At 74.4% G+C, this 16,181-nt stretch carries 14 protein-coding genes; 8 read left to right on the top strand and 6 right to left on the bottom strand.

Annotated elements, in window-relative coordinates; all coding sequences use genetic code 11:
* The first annotated feature begins 110 nt into the window (after window positions 1-110).
* From ACIBIW_RS23700 to ACIBIW_RS23690, 3 genes are all read left to right on the top strand, one after another.
* A complete protein-coding gene (locus tag ACIBIW_RS23700; RefSeq protein ID WP_399338990.1) occupies window positions 111-785 on the top strand; it encodes a class F sortase in 675 nt (224 codons plus the stop codon).
* 96 nt (window positions 786-881) lie between these two features.
* Window positions 882-1,343, top strand: coding sequence for a universal stress protein (locus tag ACIBIW_RS23695; RefSeq protein WP_399338989.1), 462 nt, complete (start codon window positions 882-884; stop codon window positions 1,341-1,343).
* A 97-nt stretch (window positions 1,344-1,440) separates the two neighbouring features.
* Window positions 1,441-2,910 (top strand): amino acid permease, encoded by a 1,470-nt coding sequence (locus ACIBIW_RS23690; RefSeq protein WP_399338988.1) that lies wholly within the window; start codon window positions 1,441-1,443, stop codon window positions 2,908-2,910.
* Between the two features lie 30 nt (window positions 2,911-2,940).
* Here the strand turns inward: ACIBIW_RS23690 and ACIBIW_RS23685 are convergent, their stop codons facing one another.
* The 5 genes from ACIBIW_RS23685 to ACIBIW_RS23665 form a co-directional block, all read right to left on the bottom strand.
* Window positions 2,941-4,125: a CapA family protein gene (locus ACIBIW_RS23685; protein WP_399338987.1), complete on the bottom strand. Its 1,185-nt coding sequence runs from the start codon at window positions 4,123-4,125 to the stop codon at window positions 2,941-2,943.
* An 87-nt stretch (window positions 4,126-4,212) separates the two neighbouring features.
* Window positions 4,213-6,252, bottom strand: a complete 2,040-nt coding sequence (locus tag ACIBIW_RS23680; protein ID WP_399338986.1) for a glycogen debranching N-terminal domain-containing protein — start codon at window positions 6,250-6,252, stop codon at window positions 4,213-4,215.
* Window positions 6,249-7,601, bottom strand: a complete 1,353-nt coding sequence (locus ACIBIW_RS23675; RefSeq protein ID WP_399338985.1) for an MGH1-like glycoside hydrolase domain-containing protein — start codon at window positions 7,599-7,601, stop codon at window positions 6,249-6,251. The genes ACIBIW_RS23680 and ACIBIW_RS23675 overlap by 4 nt, the downstream gene beginning before the upstream one ends.
* A gap of 46 nt (window positions 7,602-7,647) precedes the next feature.
* Window positions 7,648-8,448, bottom strand: coding sequence for a sugar phosphate isomerase/epimerase family protein (locus tag ACIBIW_RS23670; protein WP_399338984.1), 801 nt, complete (start codon window positions 8,446-8,448; stop codon window positions 7,648-7,650).
* A gap of 11 nt (window positions 8,449-8,459) precedes the next feature.
* Window positions 8,460-9,506 carry a zinc-binding alcohol dehydrogenase gene (locus ACIBIW_RS23665; RefSeq protein ID WP_399338983.1) on the bottom strand — a complete coding sequence of 349 codons (1,047 nt, stop codon included), beginning with the start codon at window positions 9,504-9,506 and terminating at the stop codon, window positions 8,460-8,462.
* Window positions 9,507-9,858: 352 nt separating this feature from the next.
* Between ACIBIW_RS23665 and ACIBIW_RS23660 the strand changes: the two genes are divergently transcribed.
* Genes ACIBIW_RS23660 through ACIBIW_RS23640 form a run of 5 tightly spaced genes read left to right on the top strand, consistent with a single transcriptional unit; the run spans window position 9,859 to window position 15,333 of the window.
* Window positions 9,859-11,235 carry an ABC transporter substrate-binding protein gene (locus ACIBIW_RS23660; protein WP_399339207.1) on the top strand — a complete coding sequence of 459 codons (1,377 nt, stop codon included), beginning with the start codon at window positions 9,859-9,861 and terminating at the stop codon, window positions 11,233-11,235.
* Window positions 11,236-11,256: 21 nt separating this feature from the next.
* Window positions 11,257-12,231, top strand: a complete 975-nt coding sequence (locus ACIBIW_RS23655) for a carbohydrate ABC transporter permease (RefSeq protein ID WP_399338982.1) — start codon at window positions 11,257-11,259, stop codon at window positions 12,229-12,231.
* Window positions 12,228-13,094 carry a carbohydrate ABC transporter permease gene (locus ACIBIW_RS23650; protein WP_399338981.1) on the top strand — a complete coding sequence of 289 codons (867 nt, stop codon included), beginning with the start codon at window positions 12,228-12,230 and terminating at the stop codon, window positions 13,092-13,094. Before ACIBIW_RS23655 ends, ACIBIW_RS23650 begins: the two co-directional genes overlap by 4 nt.
* 60 nt (window positions 13,095-13,154) lie before the next feature.
* A complete protein-coding gene (locus ACIBIW_RS23645) occupies window positions 13,155-14,354 on the top strand; it encodes an ROK family protein (protein WP_399338980.1) in 1,200 nt (399 codons plus the stop codon).
* A gap of 55 nt (window positions 14,355-14,409) precedes the next feature.
* Window positions 14,410-15,333 (top strand): Gfo/Idh/MocA family protein, encoded by a 924-nt coding sequence (locus tag ACIBIW_RS23640; RefSeq protein WP_399338979.1) that lies wholly within the window; start codon window positions 14,410-14,412, stop codon window positions 15,331-15,333.
* Here ACIBIW_RS23640 and map read toward each other — a convergent pair.
* Window positions 15,320-16,087 carry a type I methionyl aminopeptidase gene (gene map / locus ACIBIW_RS23635; protein ID WP_399338978.1) on the bottom strand — a complete coding sequence of 256 codons (768 nt, stop codon included), beginning with the start codon at window positions 16,085-16,087 and terminating at the stop codon, window positions 15,320-15,322. The two genes, ACIBIW_RS23640 and map, sit on opposite strands and share 14 nt — an antisense overlap.
* Window positions 16,088-16,181 lie beyond the last annotated feature (94 nt).

Here is a 16,181-nt window from a genome sequence, read left to right as displayed (position 1 = left end):
CCCCCTCCCCCGTTCGCCGCCGCCACCGCGCCGCCCGCGGGCGGCGCGCTTAGCGTGCTGGTACGCGTACCGCACGCGGCCGCTGCGGCCGTGTCGAGAGGGGATGGCGAATGTCTTCGTCCCGGTCGGCCGACGCGGCCGAAGCGGAGGAGGAGCCGCGGCGCAGGCGCGCGCCGTGGGGCGTGCTCGCGCTGGTGCTGCTGACCGGTCTCGCGCTGATCAGGAACGGCTCGGGCGAGTTCGACGTGGGCCCCCCGCAGCCCGCGTCGGCCGCGGCCCCCGACACCAGGGCCCCGGCGGCGCCGGGCGGGCAGGAACCGCGGGCGCTGTCGCACGCGGCGCCGAAGCGGGTGGCCATCCCGGCGATCCGGGTGAGCGCGCCGGTCACCGCGGTGGGCCTGGACGCGGACGGCTGGGTCGGGGCGCCGCCGCCCGACGACTCCAACCTGGCGGGCTGGTTCACCGGGGCGGTCTCCCCCGGCGAGAAGGGCACCGCGGTGGTCGTGGGGCACGTCGACAACCAGCGGGGGCCCGCGGTGTTCTACGGCCTCGGCTCGCTGAAGAAGGGCAACCACGTCGAGGTGGCCCGCGAGGACGGGCGCACCGCGGTCTTCGAGGTCTACGGCATCGAGGTCTTCGACAAGGAGGACTTCCCCGGCGACCGGGTCTACCGGGACACCGGGCGGCCGGAGTTGCGGGTGATCACCTGCGGCGGCGGATTCTCCAAGCAGAACGGTTACGACGGAAATGTCGTGGTGTTCGCCCGCATGGTGGAAGTGCGCTGAACGGTCCGGGCCCGGGCGGCGGCATCCGTGTTCCCGTCCGGTCAGCACGCTCCGCGAACTCTTGCCTGAGCTGCGCCTTCCGCTAGCCTCCGCCCTGTGACCGATCAACAGTCCACGGGATTCGAACGCGGCACCGACGGCCCGAAGCTGATCGTCGTCGGTGTCGACGGCTCCGAGTCGTCGCTGCGCGCCGCCTCCTACGCGGGGGGTCTTGCGAGACGGCAGCGCGCCCTGCTCGCGGTGGTGTACATCCAGCCGGTGATGGCCGCGGGGGCGGCGATGGGGGTGCCGGTGGCGGACACCACCGACGAGATCGCGGAGAGCCTCATCCACGAGATCCGTACCGCCGCCGAGCGGGTCAAGGACATATTCGACGTGCGCTGGGAGTTCCACACCTTCCGCGGCGACCCGTACAACGGGCTCGTGACGGCGGCGGACGAGCTGAAGGCCGACGCGGTGGTGGTGGGCGCCTCGGAGCAGGCGGGGCACCGGATCGTGGGCTCCGTGGCGATCCGCCTGGTGAAGGCGGGGCGCTGGCCGGTCACCGTGGTGCCGTAACTCCGTTCCTTGCCCGTCCCTTTCGTGCTCTTCCCTCGTGGGCGGCTGTCGGCCATCATGATCGCCCATCGGCTGCCGTCGCGAAAGGGGTCAACTCATGGGGCGAGTGCGCATGGGCGAGGGCGTCCTGCGGCGCAAACCGCTGGACCAGATCACGGCGGTGGACGAGCCCGCGGACGGCGCGGCGGACGGGGGTCCCGGGCTCCGGCGCACGCTCGGCCTGTGGCAGCTCACCGCGATCGGGGTGGGCGGCATCATCGGCGCCGGGATCTTCACCCTCGCGGGGACCGTGGCGAACGGCACGGCGGGCCCCGCGGTGCTGCTCTCGTTCCTGATCGCGGGCGTGGCGAGCGCGGCGGCCGCGCTGTCGTACGCGGAGTTCGCGGGGCTCATCCCGAAGGCGGGCTCTGCCTACACCTACGGCTACGCGGTGCTCGGCGAGCTGCCCGGCTGGTTCATCGGCTGGGACCTGCTGCTTGAGTACACGGCGATCGTGGCGGTGGTGGCGATCGGCATATCGGGCTACTTCAACTTCCTGCTCGGCGACATGGGGGCGTCGCTGCCCGACTGGATGCTGGGCGCGCCCGGCACGGGCGACGGGCACCGGGTGGACCTGTTCGCCGCGCTGCTGTGCCTGCTGATCGCGTACCTGCTGAACCTGGGCGTGAAGAACGCGGCGCGCTTCGAGACCGTGGTGGTGGGTCTGAAGGTGCTGGTGGTCCTCGTGGTGATCGCGGTGGGCGTCTTCCACATCGACACCGGGAACTACCGGCCGTTCTTCCCGTTCGGCGCGGGTGGCGCGTTCACGGGCGCGGCGACGGTGTTCTTCGCGGTGTTCGGCTACGACGCGATGAGCACGGCCGCGGAGGAGTCGAAGGATGCCCAGCGGCACATGCCGAAGGCCATCATCTACTCGCTGGTCATCGCGATGGTGCTGTACGTGCTGGCCTGCCTGGTGCTGACGGGCATGCAGGACTACAAGGACATCGACGCGGAGAGCGGCTTCTCGACGGCGTTCAAGTCGGTGGGGCTCGGCGGGCTCGCCGACGTGATCGCGGTCGGCGCCATCATCGGCATCCTCACGGTGATGTTCACGTTCATGCTGGGCGTCACCCGGGTGTGGTTCTCGATGAGCAGGGACGGGCTGCTGCCGAAGTGGTTCGCCAAGACGCACCCGACCCGCCATGTGCCGACCCGGGTGACGTGGATCGTGGGGGCGGCCTCCGCGGTCATCGCGGGCTTCCTGCCGATCGGCGACGCCGCGGAGCTGACCAACATCGGCATCCTGCTGGCGTTCGTGGTGGTGTGCGTGGCGGTGATCGTGCTCCGCTACCGCCGCCCCGACCTGCCGCGCTCGTTCCGTACGCCGTGGATGCCGGTGGTGCCCGTGGTGGGTGTGGGCTTCTCGATCTGGCTGATCACGTTCCTCCAGTGGCAGACCTGGGTGCGGTTCGCGGTGTGGTTCGTGATCGGCCTCGGCGTGTACTTCGGCTACTCGTACCGCAGGTCGGCGCTGGCCGGACCGGTGCCGCCGGTCAAGGAGGCACCGCCGGAGGGGCGTGGGTGAGGCCGGGGCGGTGCGGGCCGCCATGCGGCGTCAGTGGTCCACCAGCAGCCCGTCGGCGGCGGCGCCCCGGCTGAGGACGACGGTGCGGATGCGGTCGTAGGTCTTCTTCAGCGACGGCCTGGTGCGCAGGGCGCGTGCCAGGTCGGTGACGCGGCCCGTGGAGGTGTCGTACCAGGTGGGCACGGACTCGGCGCGGCTGACGCGCCAGCGCTCCCCCGCGTGGGCGGGCGGCGCGAAGGTGAAGCGGGCGAGGCTGCCCTGGTTGCCGCGTGGGTCGGTGCGGTTCCGGTCGTTGATCATGTCTCCGGCGATCTGGTCGCCCATGCCGTAGACCACCCAGGTGCCGTTGACCTTCTCGTACGCCTGCGGGACGTGGGCGTGGGTGCCCAGGACGAGGTCGATCGCGGGGCGGTCGCCCGCCGCGGCGGCGGTGAGCTGTCTGGCCAGGGTGAGCTGGTTCGCGTCGGGGGCGTCCTGCCACTCGGTGCCCCAGTGGACCGAGACGACCACCACGTCGGCCCCGGCCTTGCGCGCGGCCCGGGCGTCGCGCACGACGCGGTCGCGGTCGGTGAGCCGTACCAGCCAGGGCTTGTCCTTCGGCACCGGGATGCCGTTGGTGCCGTAGGTGTACGCGAGGTGGGCGACCTTGGCGCTGCCCGCGTGCAGCCAGGTGGGGGACGACGCCTCGGCGGCGCTGCGGGCGCTCCCGGCGTGCTTGACCCCGGCGCGGTCGAGGGCGTCGAGGGTGCGGGTGATCCCGGCGGGGCCGTCGTCGAGGCTGTGGTTGGAGGCGGTGGAGCAGGAGTCGTAGCCGGTGGCGGCGAGGGCGGGGGCGATCTGCGGGGGCGAGGTGAAGGTGGGGTAGCCGTGGTAGTGGCCGTCGGCGCCGTACACCGTCTCCATGTGGCAGATCGCCAGGTCGGCGCGGGAGACCACGGGTTTGATCCCGGCGAGCATGGGCCGGAAGTCGTAGCCGGTGCCGCCCGCGTCGGCGCGTGCCCTGGCGATGACCGAGTCGTGCGGCAGTACGTCGCCGGTCGCGACGAGGGTGAAGCCCTTGGGCACCCGGTCGGCGCCGCCCGCCGCGCTGTCCGGCCGCTGGTGCTGCTGCGGGCGGTGGGGCGCGCCGCAGGCGGCGAGGGCGCACAGGGCGGTGACGGCGGTGAGTGCGAGGGCGCGGCGCGAGGTGCGGGGGCGGTGTGGGGGGATGGCCATGGGCTGCCTCTCCTCGGGAGAACCAATCCACCCATAATCCGCTTATATGACTAATTGGGGTGTTCCGACATGCCGGGCGGCGCGGGGTCAGGTGCCGCGCCGCCCGGCGGCTCTGGCGGCGGTGAGCAGGGCGAGCGGGGTCGCCGCGGCCCACGCCTGCGGGGAGTTGGCGTGCGGATAGGGCACGGGGCCGGCGGCGGACCGCGGCGGCCTGGCGTATCCGGCGATGACCTCGGGCAGCCGGTGGCCGAAGTGGGCCGAGGCGTCGAGCAGCCCCCTGCTCAGCAAGGCCGCCTCCGCGTGCAGCCCGTACCGGGCGAGCCCGAGGACGGTCACGGCGTTGTCGTGCGGCCAGATGCTGCCGCGGTGGTACGAGAGCGGGTGGTACGCGGGGACGCCCGCGGCGAGGGTCCGCACGCCCCAGCCGGAGAAGAAGTCGGGCCGCAGCAGCCTGCGCCCGACCCGGACGGCGCTCGCCCGGTCCAGGATGCCGGACCACAGCAGATGGCCCGCGTCGGACGCGGGGGCGTCCACGGGGCGCCGCGCGCCGTCCAGGGCCAGGGCGGGCACCTCGGCGCCGCCGGGCAGGAAGTCGGCGGTGAAGCGCTCCCGCAGGCCGCGTGCGGCGCCGTCGAGCCGCCGCGCCAGCACCGGGTCGCCCCACACGGCGCGGGCGAGCCCCGCGCTCTCGCGCAGCGCGTCGTAGGCGTAGCCCTGGACCTCGGCGACCGCGACGGCGCCGGTCGCGTGGGTGCCGTCGCGGAAGCAGATCGCGCCCGCGGAATCCTTCCAGTTCTGGTTGAGCAGCCCGCGCCCGTCCGCCTCGTAGACGAGGTAGCCGTGGTCGTCGAGTCCGCCGTGGCGGAACATCCAGTCGACCGCGGCGCGTGCGTGCCGCTCAAGGCGGCGGGCGTGCGCCGGGTCCCCGGTCTGCCTGGCGTGCGCGCCGAGGAGCGCGAGGAACAGCGGGGTGCTGTCGACGGAGCCGTAGTAGCGGCCGTACGGGACCTGGCCGAAGCGGGCGAGTTCGCCGTGCCGGACCTCGTGGACGATCTTGCCGGGCTGTGCGACGCGCTCCGGCTCGTCCGCGGTGGCCTGCGCGGCGGCGAGGGCGCCGAGGGTGGCGGCGGCGAGGCCGGGCCGGTACGGCAGCGCGAAGAAGGACGTGAGGAGGGCGTCGCGGCCGAAGAGGGTGAGGAACCAGGGCACGCCCGCCCCCGGCACCCGTACGGACTCCCCGTCCACCCCGGTCGCGGGGACGAGCAGCCTGGCGAGGTCCGCGAGGCCCACGGCGCAGGCCCTGCCGAGGTCACCACCGCCCTGACCGCCCTCCTCGGCGCTCTCCTCGCCACCCTGCTCCACGCCGTAGTGGCCGCCGCCCTCCCCTGCGCCGCCGTCCGCGGGCGCCGGGAGCGGGGCCGCGGTGAACGCGCGGCGCTCGGCGCGCACCAGGGCGGCCGCGGCCTCGGGGCCCTCGGGCGGCGGGGGGCCTTCCGGGGCGCCGGGGGCGTGCGCGGTGACGTCCACGCGCACCTCGGCGCTGCCGTGTCCCGGCAGGGTCAGACGCCAGGTCAGCAGGCGGGCGGTGGGGGCCTCCCGGTCCGCCGGGGTGACGGCGGGGGGCGGCTGCGCGGTGACGACGGTGCGGGCGTGCCAGTCCTCGCGGCGGTAGTCGAAGGTGACGCCCTCGGGGGTGGCGGTGGCGGTGCGGTGGGCGCCGGGCTTGGGGTAGTGGCGGTGGTCGGCGCGTAGTTCGAACTGGTCGGCGAAGTCGGCGTCGGCCGTGAGCGCGAGGGTGACGACGGTGTCGTGGGGGACGTTGCTGAGCAGCCGCAGCCGCTCGACGAGCCGGCCGCCGTGGAGGGCCTGGGTGCGCAGCAGGGTGCAGGCGGGGGGCTCGTCGCGGGTGCCCTCGGGGTTGAGGACCGCGATGGCGTCCTCGTCGTGCGCGGGCACCAGGACGGTGGGCGCGGCGCCGTCGAGGGTGACCTGCCAGCGGCTGAGGTGGCGGGCGTCGCGGACGAAGAGGCCGTCGGGGCTGCGGGAGGCGGCGCCGGTGATGTCGCGGGACCCGTCGAGCGCGGCGAAGGCGCCGTCGTGGACGAGCAGCGCGCGGGGCGCGTTCACCGGCGCTCCTTCGCGCGGGCGAGCAGGTCGAGGGCGACGGCCGCGGTCCAGGCGAAGTCGCGGGTGCCGCGGCCCTCGCCGGTGAGCGGGTCGGTGTACTCGGCGAACCCGGTGGCCGCCGCGGAGTCGAGCAGCGCTTCGGCCAGGGCGTCGGCGCGCGCGGTGTCCCCGTACTGGCGCAGGCCGCGTTCCAGGAGCCAGTTGGTGTTGGCCCAGGCGGGGCCGCGCCAGTAGCGGGAGCCGTCGTAGCCCGGGGCGCGCAGGTCGTAGCTGGGGGCGAGGCGGGTGGTGGTGCCGAGGCCGAAGTGGGGTCCCGTGAGGGTGGCGGTGAGCGCGGCGACGGCCTCCGGCGGCAGGCCGGGGACGAGCAGCGGCAGCAGTCCCGTGACGGAGCGTTCGCCGACGAGGGCGGCGGCGGTGACGTCCCGGCAGAGGAACTGGCCGCGCTCGGGGCACCAGAGGCGGGCCGTGAGGGCGGTGCGCAGGGCGGCGGCGGTGGCGCGGTGCTCGCCCGGGTCCTCGCCGAGGGTACGGGCGATGGCGGCCAGCGCCTCGGCGGAGGCGGCGAGCAGGGCGTTGAACCCGGGGTCCTCGACGGCGAACGCGGCCGGTCCCGCCGGGGGCCCGTCGCGGTAGCCCTGGTCGCGGTAGGCGGCGGCGAGGCTGACGTAGCGCCCGTAGTCGAGGTCGGTGGGGCGGTCGGCGGCGCTGGCGTGGGTGAGGTCGGCGCGCCGGAAGGAAGCGGCGGGCGCCGGGACGACCCGGGAGAGCGGCCCGTCCCAGCAGGGGCTGTTGTCCATGCCGGCCTCCCAGGGGTGGATCACGGAGACGAGCCCCGTGCCGCCGTGGTCGCGCTCCCTGGCGAGGTAGCGGTGCCAGGCGCGCAGCCGGGGGTACACGCGGCGCAGGAAGCCGCGGCGGTCCGAGGCGTCGGGGGCCGCCCGGTGCACGAGCCAGGCGGCCAGCGCGTGCACGGGCGGCTGGACGATGCCCGAGGTCTCGGTGCGGCGCGGGGCCCCGGCCGCGGCACCGGCCCGCGAGGAGCGCCAGAAGTCGGGCCCGGGGAAGTAGGCGCCCGCGGGCACGGCCGGGTTGAAGACGATGTGCGGGACTCGCCCGTCGGCCCACTGGGCGCCGAGCAGGGTCTCCAGTTCGCGCTGGGCGCGGCGGGGCGAGAGCCGGGCGAGGCCGAGGGCGACGAACGCGGAGTCCCAGCTCCACTGGTGGGGGTAGAGGGAGCGGGAGGGCACGGTGGCGGAGCCGGTCGCGTTGGCGAGCAGCACGCGCACGGCGGCGCGCCGCAGGTCGCTGCGGGCGGCGGTGGGGGCGGGGGCTGTGGTGGTGGTCATCGTCCGGTGGTGGTCGCGGGGGCGGGCGCGGGGCGCGGGGCGGTGCTCATGCGCCGTTTCTGGCCAGATGGGCGGGGATGGAGCGGACGGCGGCCGCCGGGTCGCCCGACAGCCGGCACTCCACGGCGAGGTGGCCGTCGTAGCCGATCGCGTCGAGCGCGCCGAGCCATGCGGGCCAGTCCAGGTGCCCGGCGCCGGGCTGGAGCCGGTTGGAGTCGCTGACCTGGGCGTGGCCGATGTAGGGGGCGGCGGCGACGATGGCGGCCGCGGGGTCGGCCTCCTCGATGTTCATGTGGTAGCTGTCGATCCCGATACGCACCGAGTCGAGGCCGACCTCGCGGATCAGGTCGGCGGCCTGGTCGAGGCGGTTGACCATGTGGTCCTCGTAGCGGTTGAGCGGTTCGAGGAAGAGGGTGACGCCCTCCGCGCGCGCGTGCTCGCCGAGCACGGTCAGCCCTTCGAGGAGCACGGCGCGGTCCTCCTCGGGGCCGCGGGGCGGATCGAAGGGCGGCAGGCGGCGGGAGAACATGCCGTAGGAGGCGGGGGTCTGGGCGCCGGTGCCGCCGATCTCGGCGATGACGGAGAGCTGGGACTTCATCTGGACGAGGGCGTCGCGGCGCAGGCCGGGGTCGAAGGCGCCGAGGAAGTGGAGCATGTCGACGCAGACGGTGGGCATGACGACGCCGTCGGCGCGGGCGCGGCGCAGTTCGGGCAGCCGGGCGGCGAAGCGGCCCTCTCCCCTGCCGCGCAGCTCGATGGCGTCGTAGCCGCTGTCCTGCGCGAACTCCCACTTCTCCTGGAGGGTGTCGCCGGGCAGCAGTTGCTCCTGGCAGGCGGTCTTCGGCATCGGATGGCCTCTCAGAATTCCAGGACGACCTGGAGGGCGTCGGCGGGGCGCTCGTCGAGCAGGGTGTACGCGTCGGCCGCGGCCGCGGCGGGGACGACGTGGCTGACGAGGGAGGCCGTGTCGACCCGGCCCTCGGCGACGAGCGCGAGGAAGGTCCGCTGGAGGCGCTCGACGCTCCAGCGGCCGGTGAGCTGCGGGGGCACGCCGCCGATCTGGGAGCAGACCAGGTGGACGCGGTTGTGGTGGAACTCGTCGCCGAGCCGCAGCCCGACGGCGTCGCCCTGGTAGAAGCCGGAGGCGACGACGCGCCCGCCGACGGCGACGGAGCGCAGCGCCTCGTGGAGCGCCGGGTAGGCGCCGCTGATCTCGATGGCGACGTCGGCGCCGCGGCCCTCGGTGGCCGCGCGGACCTCCTCTGCCACCGCGTCCTCGCGGGCGTCGAGGGTGCGCAGGGCGCCGTGGGCGCGGGCCGTGGCGAGGCGCCCGTCGAGGGCGTCCACGGCGGTGACCCGGGCGCCGCTGAGGGCGGCGAGGCGCGTGGTGAGCAGCCCGATCACGCCCTGTCCGAACACGGTGACGTCCTCGCCGAGATGGAGGTCGGCGGCCAGTACGGCGTTGTACGCGATGGCGCCGACCCGGGCGAAGGTGCCGGCGAGCGCGTCGAGCCCCGCGGGCAGGGTGTGCCCCGCCATCCGCTCCGCGGGCACGACGCCCTCGCTGCGGTGGCCCCAGATGCCCCAGACGAGGTCCCCGGCGGCGGGCAGGCCGGGCGTCCCGGCCAGTTCCGGCGAGACCTCGGTGACCTCGCCGACCTCCGAGTAGCCCCAGCCGACGACCGGGTACGCGATGCCGGCGTGGCCCTCCCTGAACAGCCGGGCCCCGGCGTCCCAGGTGCGGGTGAGGTACGGGTTGGTGCCGCGGTAGGCGGTGAGTTCCGTGCCCGCGGAGACGCCCGAGTAGCGGGTGCGCACCCGCAGGTGGCCGGGGGGCAGCGGGGCACTCTCGTGCTCCGCGACCTCGACCTGGCGGGGGCCGGTGAACTGGACGACGCGTTCCACGTGGACTCCGAGACGTTGGCGCTGGGGCGGGGTGCCTGGACGGTGGCGCCGGGCGGGGCCGGGCGCCCGCCGTGCGGCGGGCCCTCCTGGTGAGGGGGTGCGGCCGGGGCCCCCGTCCGGCTTACGTCGAAGATATCCCAGACTTATGTCTTGTCAACAAGCAAAAGTGATGCTGTGATGCATCCGTATCAAGCAGAAGTCGGCCTAAGGATGTGCGATGCGCAAGTGGAACCGCCCGAGAGCGCGCGGCGGGAGCCGCGGTGGCGAGCGCCCCGGGCCCCCGGGCGGCCGACGGCGGTTCCGGACCCGGGGGCCGGGCGCGATCCGGACGAAGGGGCCCGGGAGGCTGCGGATCGCCGTGCCCGCCCTCGCCGCGGTGCTGGCCGCGGGGCTGCTGACCGGCTGCGGGGGCAGGACGGGCCCCGCCGCGCCCGACAACCGGATCACGGTGTGGTCGGAGGAGAACCTGCCGCCGCAGACCGTCGCCACCCAGAAGATCATCGACCGGTTCGAGAAGCAGACCGGCATCCGGGTGAAGCTCGTCGGCGTCGACGAGAACCAGCTCCCGCAGCTCATCATGTCGGCGGCCGCGGCCGGCACCCTGCCGGACGTCATGGGCGGAATCCCCATCGGCCAGGTCTGGCAGATGTACACCAACGGCCTGCTGAACACGGACGTCACCACCGAGGCCGTGCGCCATCTCGGCCGCGCCACCTTCGACGACAACGCGCTCGGGCTCGTCAGCGACAAGGGCGCCCGCCTCGCCGTGCCCTCCGACGCCTGGCTCCAGGTCCTCGCCTACCGCAAGGACCTCCTCGCCGCGGCGGGCCTCCCGGCCCCCGACACCTACGCCGACCTGCTCCGCGACGCCAAGGCCCTCACCACGGGCCACCGGGTGGGGGCCGCGGTCGCCACCGACCCCGCCGACGTCTTCACCCAGCAGAGCTTCGAGGACGTCGCGCTGGCGAACAACTGCCAGTTGACCGACGGCGGCGGCGACGTCACCCTCGACTCCCCCGCCTGCCGCCGCGCCTTCGAGGTGTACGACAGGCTCGGCAGCGCCTACGGCTCCCCCGGCACCCAGACCGTGGACTCCACCCGCGCCACCTACTTCGCCGGGCAGTCCGGCATGCTCCTGTGGTCCACCTTCCTGCTGGACGAGCTGGCCGGCCTGCGCGACGACTCGCTGCCGAGCTGCCCCCGGTGCCGGAAGGACAAGGGGTGGCTCGCCGAGCACACCGGCCTGGTCACCGCGCTCTCCGGCACGGCGGGCAGCGAGCCCGCCCAGTTCGGCGAGGTGGCTTCCTGGACCGTCACGAAGACCGCCGAGACCGCGGCGTCCCGCACGTTCGTCGAGTACATGGTCGACCAGGGCTACGAGGACTGGTTCGGCATGTCGCCCGAGGGCCAGATCCCGGTGCGCTCCGGCACCGCGGCCGAGCCGCACAAATACCTCGACGCTTGGCGCTCCGCCACCATCGGCGTCGACACCCGCAGACGGCTCGACCAGGTCTTCCCCGACGCGCTGCTCGACCAGCTCGTCGCGGGCGTCGGGCACATGCAGCGCTGGGGCTTCAAGCAGGGCCAGGGCGCGCTGGTGGGCGCCACCAACGGGCAGTTGCCCGTGCCCAAGGCGGTGAGCGCGATGACCGGCGGCCAGATCTCCCCCGCCGAGGCCGCCCGGCAGTCCCAGGACGAGGTCGGCGCCCTTCAGAAGTCCCTCAAGTAGCCACCGGCCCCAGGAAGGACCATGAGTACAGCAACGAGCGGCGCGAGACGGCGGCGCCCCCTGACCGCGGCCCGCCGGGAGAACCGCGCGGGACTCGCCTTCGTCACCCCCACCCTCCTGGTGGTCCTGGTGGTGGTGATCGTCCCGATCCTGTGGACGGTCCTGCTGGCGTTCCAGCACGCCAGGCTCATCGACATCCAGGGCTCGGGACTCTTCGGCAACTGGTCACTCGACAACTTCACCCAGGTCTTCGGCTCCCCCGGCTTCTGGTCGAGCCTCGGCACCACGCTGGCCTACACGGTGGGCGGCACGGCGGGCTCGATCCTGCTCGGCCTCGTCGCCGCGCTCGCGCTGCGCCGCCCGTTCCGCGGCAGGGGCCTGCTGCGCGGCACGATGCTGCTGCCGTACGTGGCGCCCGTGGTGGCCGTCGCGTTCGTCTGGGAGGTCGCGCTCAGCCCGCAGTACGGCATCGTCAACGACTGGGGGCAGCGCGTACTCGGCTGGGACCACCCCGTCGCGTTCCTCTCCACCCGCTCGTACGCGGTCGACGTGTTCGGGGCGCATGTCACCGTGCCGCTCGCGCTGCTGACCGTCATCGCCTTCGAGACCTGGCGGTACTTCCCGTTCGCCTTCCTCTTCCTGCTGGCCAGGCTCCAGGCCGTGCCCGCCGGCCTGGAGGAGGCGGCCCGGGTGGACGGCGCCACCCCCACCCAGCGGTTCCGCCACGTGCTGCTGCCGCAGTTGATGCCGGTGATCGCGCTGCTGAGCGTGCTGCGCTTCATCATGACGTTCAACAAGTTCGACGACGTCTATCTGCTCACCGGCGGCGGCTCGGGCACCGACGTGGTGGCGGTGCGCGTCTACGACTTCCTCACCGCGAACTTCGACGTCGGCGCCGCCGCGGCGCAGGCGCTCGTCCTGGCCGCCGCCCTGATGGTGCTGCTCGGCGTGTACTTCGCGTTCTTCGCCAAGAGGGTCAGCAAGGAGGCGTCATGACCCGCGCGCAGTTCGAGGAGCGGTTCTTCGGGGTGGCCCGCCGGGTCACCATCGCGGTGCTCGCCCTCATCACCCTGGTGCCCTTCTGCTACATGCTGCTGCTGTCGGTGAAACCCATCGACGCGCTGCTGCTCGACCCCGGCTCGCTGTGGGTGTCAGGGAAGGACTTCACCCTCGACACCTACCGCAACGTCCTGCAATCCACCGCCTCGGGCGGCCAGGGCTTCCTGCGGCTGCTGTTGAACTCGCTGCTGGTGTCGCTGGGCACGGTGCTGCTGACGCTGGCCGCGGCGGTGCCGGGCGCCTACGCGGTCAGCCGGCTGCGGTTCTTCGGGAACCGTCAGGTCAGCGCGCTGTTCCTGGCGGTGTACCTGTTTCCGTCCACTCTGCTCGCGGTGCCGCTGTTCGTGATGTTCGCGAAGGTCGGCCTGTCGGGGAGCCTGGTGGGGCTCGCCGTCGTCTACATCGCGCAGACCGTGCCGGTCTCGATCTACATGCTGAAGAACTACTTCGTCACCATCCCGGTGAGCGTGGAGGAGGCGGCGGCGCTCGACGGCGCCGGGCGGCTCACCACGCTGCGCAGGGTGGTGCTGCCGCTCGCGCTCCCGTCGCTGATGGCGACAGGGTTGTACGTCTTCATGATCGCCTGGAACGAGTTCCTGTTCGCGCTGCTGTTCCTCGCGGCCGACCCCGACAGGTGGACGGTCTCGCTCGGCCTCCAGCAGCTCTCGAACGGCATCGAGGTGCCCAAGACCGTCCTGATGGCCGGTTCGGTGATCCTCACCATTCCCGTGGTACTGCTGTTCTACGCGGCCGAGCGGCTGCTGACGGAGGGTCTGACCAGCGGCGCGGACAAGGGCTGAGGGCCCCGGGCAGCGGGCGCGCGGCGCACGAGGAACGAGAGAGCGGAGCCACCGACCACCATGCCGTCCAACCAGGCGAGCGCGGGCCATCTGCTGCGGCTGATCCGCACCGGGCAGGCGACCACCCGCGGCGAACTCCAGACCGCCACCGGCCTCTCCAGGTCCACCATCGGGCAGCGGCTCGACCAGCTCTTCGGCGCGGGCTGGCTGCGGCACACCGCGGGCGGCGCCTCCACGGGCGGCCGCCCCTCGGCCCGGCTCGAGTTCGACGCGGCGCACGCCGTCGTCATCGCGGTCGACCTGGAGACCCGGCACGCCAGGGCCGGGGTGCTCGACCTCGACGGGCGGCTGCTCGCCGAGCACACCGGGCCGCTGGAGATCGCGGAGGGCCCGGAACCGGTCCTCGACAGGGTGGCGGGCTGGTTCCCCGCGCTGCTCGACGAGGCGGGCGCCGACGCCTCCCGGGTGTGCGGGATCGGGCTGTCGGTGCCTGGCCCCGTGGACTGGGCGACGGGGCTGATCGTCCAGCCGCCCATCATGCCCGGCTGGGACGGGCACCCGGTCCCCGCGACGATGGCGGAGGCGTACGCCCGGCACGTGGGGGCGGCAGGGGCCCCGATACCGGTGCTCGTCGACAACGACGCCAATCTGATGGCGTTCGCCGAGCAGCGCCGCCACTACCCGGACTGCTCCGCCTTCGTCCTCGTGAAGATCTCCACCGGCATCGGCGCCGGCGTCGTCGTCGACGGCGAGCCGTACCGCGGCATCGACGGCGGCGCGGGCGACATCGGGCACATCAGGCTGCACGACGCCTCCGACGCGCTGTGCATGTGCGGCTCGTACGGCTGTCTGGCCGCCGTGGCCAGCGGCCGGGCCATCGCCGCCCGGCTCGCCGCCGCGGGCATCCCCACCGCCTCGGGCTCCGACGTGCGCGCGCACCTCACCGCGGGGGTGCCGGACGCGGTGCGGCTCGCCAGGGAGGCGGGGCAGCGCATCGGGGAGGTCCTGGTGACGGTGGTGACGGTGCTCAACCCCGGGGTGCTGGTGCTCGCCGGGGACCTCGCGGGCACCCCGTTCCTCACCGGGGTCCGCGAACTGCTCTACCAGCGCGCCATGCCCCGTACCACCGCGCACCTGGACGTCGTCACCTCCCGCCTCGGCGACCTGGCGGGGCTCGCGGGCGCCGCCGCCATGGTCGTCGAGCACCTGTACGCGCCGGACCGCGCCGACGCCCGACTCGCCGCCCTCGCCGCACGCTGACGGCCCCTCGGCACACCCCGGCACCCCACAACCGCCCTCGACTCCCGGAGCCACCATGACGCCTCCCGCCACACACCACCCGTCCGACGCCAAAACGCCCGCGGCGCCGCTGCGGGTCGGCCTGGCAGGGGCCGGGCCCTGGGCCCGCGCCATGCACGCCCGGATGCTGGCGGCGGGGCCCGAGACCGAGCTGACCGCGGTCTGGGCGCGCCGCCCCGAGGCCGCGCGGGAGACCGCGGCGCCCCACGGGGCCGCGGTGGCGGGCTCGTTCGAGGAACTGCTCGACCGCTGCGAGGCCGTCGCGTTCGCGGTGCCGCCCGCCGTGCAGGCCCCGCTCGCCGTGCGCGCCGCAGCGGCCGGGCGGGCGCTGCTGCTGGAGAAGCCGCTCGCCGGGGACCTGGCGGGGGCGCGCGCGGTGGCCGAGGCCGTCGCGGAGCACGGCGTCATCTCGCAACTCGTCCTCTCCAAGCGCTACCACCCCCGCACGCGCGCGTTCCTCGAACGCGCCGCGGGCACCAGGGTCGAGGGCGTCCGCTCCTGCTACCTCAGCGGCTCGCTCCTCGGCGGCGAGTTCGCCCACGGCTGGCGGCTCGACCAAGGCGCGCTGTACGACCTCGGGCCGCACCTGCTCGACCTGCTGGACGCGGCGGCCGGCCCGATCGTGTCCGTGCGCGCCGTCGGCGACTCCCGCCGCTGGGCCGAGCTGAGCTGCGCGCACGAGGGCGGCGCGGTCAGCCAGGCGTCGCTGTCCGGCGCGGTGCGGCTGCCCGCGGGGCTCACCAGGATCGAGCTGTACGGGCCCGGCGACCCGGTGGTGTACGACACCGCGGAACTCGACCACGAGGAGTGCTGGCCGGTGCTGCGCCGGGAGTTCGCGGCGGCGGTGCGCACCGGCACCCCGCATCCGCTCGACGCGGCCAGGGGGCTGCGCCTCCAGGAGCTGATCGAGCGCGCGGCGGCGGCGCTCAGAGCAGGGTGAGGACGCGCGGGCCGCGGTCGGTGACGGCGACGGTGTGCTCGAAGTGGGCGGCCCTGCTGCCGTCGGTGGTGCGCAGGGTCCAGCCGTCGGGGTCGGTGCGGTAGACGTCGCGCCCGCCGGCCATGAGCATGGGCTCGATGGCGAGGGCCAGGCCGTGGCGGAGGGGGAAGCCGCGGCCGGGGCGGCCGCGGTTGGGGACGTGCGGGTCCTCGTGCATGCTGCGGCCGATGCCGTGCCCGCCGAAGTCGGCCGGCATCCCGCAGCGGGCCTCGCGGGCGACGGTGTCGACGGCGTGGGAGATGTCGCCCAGCCGGCCACCGGCCACGGCGGCGGCGACACCGGCGTCGAGGGCGCGCCGGGTGGCGTCGATCAGTGCGAGGTCGGCGGGGCGCGGGGTGCCGACGGTGAAGGTGGTGGCGGCGTCGCCCGCCCAGCCGTCGAGGAGGGCGCCGCAGTCGACGCTCACCAGGTCGCCGTCGCGCAGCCGTCGGCCGGTGGGGATGCCGTGCGCCACGGCGTCGTTGACGGACACGCAGACCACCGCGGGGAAGGGCACGGGCGCGAAGGACGGCCGGTACCCGAGGAAGGGCGAGCGTGCGCCCGCCTCGTCCAGGACGGCGCGGGCCGCCTCGTCGAGTGCCCGCAGCGGCACCCCGACGCCCGCCGCCTCCCGCGTCGCGGCCAGGGCGCGGGCCACCACCCTCCCGGCCTCCCGCATCGCGTCCAGCGCGGCATCGGTCTTGATCTCCACCATGTGTCGTGACTCCCCGTCTCGACCCGACTGACCCAATACTTATACCGGTATGAGTATCACGGTCGCGATGGTGGTGCCGCGCCCGCCGGGGGGC

Source organism: Streptomyces sp. NPDC050560 (genome assembly GCF_044457285.1).
Classification (GTDB): Bacteria; Actinomycetota; Actinomycetes; order Streptomycetales; family Streptomycetaceae; genus Streptomyces.
This window is presented reverse-complemented; position numbering and strand designations above follow the sequence as displayed.